Below are 4,964 nucleotides of genomic sequence, written 5' to 3' on the forward strand. Positions count from 1 at the left end.
CGTGATCCTGCCGCAGGCCTTCCGCCGCATGATGCCGGCGCTGGTCAACGAAGGCGTCACACTCATCAAAGACTCGTCGCTGGTCTCGGCCATCGGCCTGGCCGAACTGGCCCTTGCGGCCCGCACCGTGGCGGGCGCGTATTCGCGCTACTGGGAGCCGTATCTGCTGATCTCGGCGATCTACCTGGTGCTGACGCTGTTGCTGGCCGGTCTGGCCAAACGTCTGGAAGCGCCTGCGCACCTGCGCGGCAGGTGAATGTGGAGCCCCTCGCCCGGTGAGATGTCAGCCCCTCGCCCGGCGGGTACGCCGGGCGATCCCCCAAGGGGATGTCGGGCCGGCTTGGGGCGGCCCGGCGCTCGGCCCGGAGGAGCCCCTCGCGTCAGCTGAAGAAGTAGCGCTTCAGGCCGGCCAGGATCATCTCCACCGCCACCGCGGTCAGCACCAGGCCCATCAGCTTTTCGATGGCGCTGACCATCGAGGCGCCCAGCAAGCGGCGCAGGCGGTCGGCCAGCAGCAGCACCACGCCGCTGATCGTCATCGCCACCGTGAGCGCCCCCACCCACTCCAGCAGCCGCTCCGGCTGGCGCGAGGCCAGCAGCAGCACCGTGGCCATGGCCGACGGGCCAGCCAGCAGCGGCACCGCCAGCGGAAAGATGAAGGGCTCACGCGCTTGGCCCTCGGCCGCCGCATAGATCTCGCTGCCGGAGGCAAAGATCATCCGGATCGCGATGATCAGCAGGATCACGCCCCCGGCCACTTCCAGCGAACGTTCCGACAGGTGCATCAGCGACAGGAAGCCCTGGCCGCCCACCATGAACAGCGCCAGCACGCCAAAGGCGATCACCACCTCGCGCACGGCCACCCGCGCACGGCGCTCAGGCGCCACGTTGCGCATCACCGAGATGAAGATCGGCAGGCTGCCGAACGGGTCGAGCACCAGCAGCAACAGCAGCAGGGCGGAGATGAAGGTGTGGTCCATGGGCGGCGGATTGTGCCCTTGCCTACAGGCCGCACCTCCCTGGTGCCAGTGTTGTTTTCCCGCAGCGTCAACGGCCTGAAACGCTGCCATATGCTCGTTTTCCTGAGGGGCCCCTCTTACACTTTGTCTGCGCGATTTGCACTGGTATGCAGTGCAGTTGCAAGCCAATTACTTCCTGAGAGGATCCCCATGAAGCGCACCCTGATCGTTGCTGCCGTGGCCGCCCTGGGCGCCAACGCCGCTCTGGCCCAGAGCTCCGTGACCGTGTTCGGCCGCGTGAACACCAGCGTCGAATACCAAAAGAACATCGCTGTCGACGGCAAGCAAGCCGTGCTGCAGAACAACGCTTCGCGCCTGGGCTTCAAGGGCACGGAAGATCTGGGTGGCGGCCTGAAGGCTGACTTCTACCTGGAGCACCGCTTCAACAGCGACACCGGCACCACCACCGGTGACTTCTGGTCGGGCGACGCCTGGGTTGGCCTGTCGGGCGGCTTCGGCAACATCCGCGCCGGTCGTCTGACCAGCGCCGCCTACTACGCCACTGCCGACTGGATCGGCATGCACAACCACGACACCGGCACGTCGGAAGACAAGCTGTACACCTACCTGAGCAACAACAAGAACACGGTGTCGTACCAGACCCCGAACCTGTCGGGCTTCGTGGGCGAGTTCAGCGTGTCGGCCGGCGAAGGCGTGGACGCCAACAAGGTCTACAACCTGGCTGGCAACTACGACGCGGGTCCGCTGCACCTGGGCGTGGGCTTCGAGAAGCAAGCCGAGTTCGACAACAAGCAGCTGGCTCTGCGCGCTGTGTACGAACTGGGCGCGTTCACCTTCGGTGGCTACTACCAACGTAGCGACCTGGAAGGCGCCGGCACCCGCAACATGTTCCGTCTGGCTGGCATGTACACCCTGGGCGCTTCCGAGTTCCACGTGAACGTCGGCCGTGCTGGCGACTGGGAAAACATCGACAACTCCAAGGCCACCCAGTGGACCCTGGCCTACAACTACAACCTGTCCAAGCGCACCAAGGTCTACGCCTTCTACACGAAGGTCGACAACGGTCGTGACTTCAGCTACTTCGGCGCCACCGGCACGAATGGCACGGTGCTGGACCCCAGCTCGTTCGCCATCGGCGTGCGCCACAACTTCTGATCTCCGGTTCACCGGACCAGAACACCAGACGGCCCTTCGGGGCCGTTTTTCATGGGTGCGCTTGAACGAAGCGCCGGCCCGCCCCAAGCTTCACGCGCCGCATTGGCGCACAGACTCACCCTCGGGGATGATGTTTCGCGTGCAGCGCCCGCAGCCGCTCACGCGCCACGTGCGTGTAGATCGTGGTGGTGGAAATGTCGGCATGACCCAGCAGCATCTGCACCGCACGCAGGTCGGCGCCGTGGTTCAGCAGGTGGGTGGCGAAGGCATGCCGCAGCGTGTGGGGTGAGATCGGCGTGGTGATGCCGGCCGCCAGCGCATGCTTCTTGACGATGTTCCAGAACATCTGCCGCGTCATGCCCTCGCCGCGCGCGGTCACGAACAAGGCCTGCGTGGCCTGGCCTTGCAGGATCGCGGAGCGTGCGTCCGCCAGGTAACGCGTGATCCAGCCATGCGCCTCGTCGCCAAAGGGCACCAGGCGTTCCTTCGAGCCCTTGCCGGTGACGCGCAGCACGCCTTCGGCCAGCCCCACCTGGATGGTCTGCAGGCCCACCAGCTCACTCACGCGCAGGCCGCTGGCGTACATCAGCTCCAGCATCGCGCGGTCGCGCAGGCCCAGCGGCTTGCCCACGTCGGGCGCCTGCAGCAGCGCTTCCACCTGCGATTCGCTCAGCGTCTTGGGCACCCGCATCGGCTGCTTGGCGGTGCGCAGGCGCAGCGTGGGGTCGTCAGCCAGCAGGTGCTCGCGCAGCGCCCAGCGGAAAAAGCGCTTGAACACCGTCAGGCGCCGGTTGGCGCTGGTGGCCCGTGAGCCGGCGTGGCGCGCGGCCACGTAGCCCAGCAGGTCCACCTCGGTGGCCGCCGCCAGCGACTTGCGCGGCTCGGCGGCCAGCCAGTCGGCACAGCCTTGCAGGTCGCGGCGGTAGGCGGCCAATGAGTTGGCCGCCAGTCCGTCCTCGATCCACAGCGCGTCGATGAAGCGATCGATCAACGCCTGGCTGTCCTCGCGCGGGCTCACTCCAGCGTGAGCTTCTGGGTCTGCACGACCTTCTTGTACACGTCGTATTCGGCGCGGATCTGCGCGGCGAATTCTTCCGGCGTGTTCAGCACCAGCAGCGAGCCGGTGTCCTCGATGCGCTTCTTCACATCAGGCAGCTCGACGGTCTTCTTGACCGCGGCGCTGACCTTGTCCACCACGTCCTTGGACATGCCCTTGGGGCCCAGGAAGCCGTAGTAGGCCATGCGGTTGGCAGCCTCCAGGCCCACTTCCTTGAAGGTGGGCACGTTGGGCAGCACGGCCAGGCGCTGCGGCGCGGCCACCACGATGGCGATCAGACGGCCGTCCTTGATAAAGGGCAATGCCGACGGCAGGTTGTCGAACATGATGGGCACCTGGCCGGCCACCGTGTCGTTCAGCGCCGGGCCCGCGCCCCGGTACGGGATGTGGGTGATGAAGGTGCCGGTCAGGCTCTTGAACAGCTCGGTCTGCAGGTGGCCGATGCCGCCGGTGCCCGAGGTGGCATAGCTGTACTTGCCCGGGTTCTTCTTGATGACTTCGAGGAAGGTCTTGTAGTCCTTCGCGGGGAACGAAGGGTGCACCACGATCACGTTGGGCGTGGCCGCGATGTTGATGATGGGCGTGAAGTCGGTGACCGGGTTGTAGCCGATCTTGGGGTTGATGGCCGGGTTGGACGCCGTGGTGGACACCGTGGCCATGCCCAGGGTGTAACCGTCGGGCTGCGAGCGGATGAGTTCCAGCGCGCCAATGGATCCGCCCCCACCGCTCTTGTTCTCGACGACCAGCGTCTGGCCCAGGGCCTGGCCGGCCTTCTCGGACACGACGCGGGCAATGATGTCGGTGGTGCCGCCAGGGGCGAAAGGCACCACCATGCGCACCGGCTTGCTGGGGTACTGCTGGGCCGCCGCAGGCAGCGACAAGGGCAGCAGGCTCACGGCAGCCAGGGAAGCAAGGGCCTTGAGAGTCGTCCGTTTCATCGTAAGCAGCTCCTGAGAAATGAGCGGGAATTATGGGCTGCGCACCTGGCGCGCCCGGGGGTGGCAGACTGCTTTGATGCACACCGCCCTGCTTTTGTTGCCTGACTTCCTGCTGATCGTGATCGGTTTCCTGGTTTGCCGTTACACGATGCTCAATCGCAGCGTGTGGGACGGGGCCGAGCGGCTGGTGTACTGGCTGCTGTTTCCGGTGCTGCTGTTCAACTCCATCGTCCGCAACCCGCTGCAGCCGTCGGCACTGGCCACGCTGGGGCTGGCAGGCCTGGCCATCGTGGGCTGCGGCATCGCGCTGGCCATGCTGCTGGGCCGCTGGCCGGGCGTGGATGCGCGGCTGCATGCCTCGGGCGCGCAGGTGGCGTTCCGCTTCAACTCGTACATGGCGCTGGCGCTGGCCGAGCGGCTGGGCGGCGCGCCCGGCGTGGCCGCGGTGGCGTTGCTGGTGGCGGTGGCGGTGCCGGCCTGCAACATCGCGGCGGTGTGGCCGCTGGCGCGGCATGGCGGCCACGGCTTCATGAAGGAGTTGCTGCGCAACCCGCTGATCATCGCCACCGTCAGCGGGCTGGTGGCCAGCCTGCTGGGCCTGAAGCTGCCCGCGCCGGTGGCCATCACCCTGGACCGCATCGGCCTGGCGGCCCTGCCCATCGGCCTGATGGCGGTGGGCGCCGGCCTGCGCTTTGGCGCCTTGCGCGACGCGCCGCGGCTGGCGGCAGCCTTGCTGGGCATCCGCCACCTCGTGCTGCCGATGCTGGCGGTGGTGTTCGTGCGCTTCACCGACCTCTCGCCGCTGCAACAGGTGGTGATCGTGGCCTTCTCGGC

Annotated in this window: 5 protein-coding genes and 1 pseudogene; 3 read left to right on the top strand and 3 right to left on the bottom strand. The window is 66.9% G+C overall.

Going from position 1 to position 4,964, the window contains the following annotated elements:
- Positions 1-256 (top strand): annotated as a pseudogene (locus ABNT58_RS09590) (amino acid ABC transporter permease); the annotation flags it as partial.
- Positions 257-380: 124 nt separating this feature from the next.
- On the opposite strand, the gene ABNT58_RS09595 reads toward ABNT58_RS09590, so the two are convergent.
- Positions 381-980 carry a MarC family protein gene (locus ABNT58_RS09595; protein WP_348753263.1) on the bottom strand — a complete coding sequence of 200 codons (600 nt, stop codon included), beginning with the start codon at positions 978-980 and terminating at the stop codon, positions 381-383.
- 189 nt (positions 981-1,169) lie between these two features.
- Here ABNT58_RS09595 and ABNT58_RS09600 point away from each other — a divergent pair, with 189 nt between their 5' ends.
- Complete coding sequence (locus ABNT58_RS09600) at positions 1,170-2,135, top strand: porin (protein WP_348753264.1); 966 nt, start codon at positions 1,170-1,172, stop codon at positions 2,133-2,135.
- A gap of 115 nt (positions 2,136-2,250) precedes the next feature.
- On the opposite strand, the gene xerD is transcribed toward ABNT58_RS09600, so the two are convergent.
- Together xerD and ABNT58_RS09610 are read right to left on the bottom strand one after the other, a co-directional pair.
- Entirely contained in the window at positions 2,251-3,153 is a 903-nt protein-coding gene (gene xerD, locus ABNT58_RS09605) for a site-specific tyrosine recombinase XerD (RefSeq protein WP_348753265.1), read from the bottom strand.
- Entirely contained in the window at positions 3,150-4,130 is a 981-nt protein-coding gene (locus tag ABNT58_RS09610) for a tripartite tricarboxylate transporter substrate binding protein BugE (protein WP_348753266.1), read from the bottom strand. The genes xerD and ABNT58_RS09610 overlap by 4 nt, the downstream gene beginning before the upstream one ends.
- 148 nt (positions 4,131-4,278) lie before the next feature.
- Here ABNT58_RS09610 and ABNT58_RS09615 point away from each other — a divergent pair.
- Positions 4,279-4,964, top strand: a 686-nt coding sequence (locus ABNT58_RS09615; RefSeq protein WP_348753267.1) for an AEC family transporter, incomplete at its 3' end; no start/stop codon positions are given.

Source organism: uncultured Aquincola sp., from assembly GCF_964001545.1.
Classification (GTDB): domain Bacteria; phylum Pseudomonadota; class Gammaproteobacteria; order Burkholderiales; family Burkholderiaceae_C; genus Aquincola.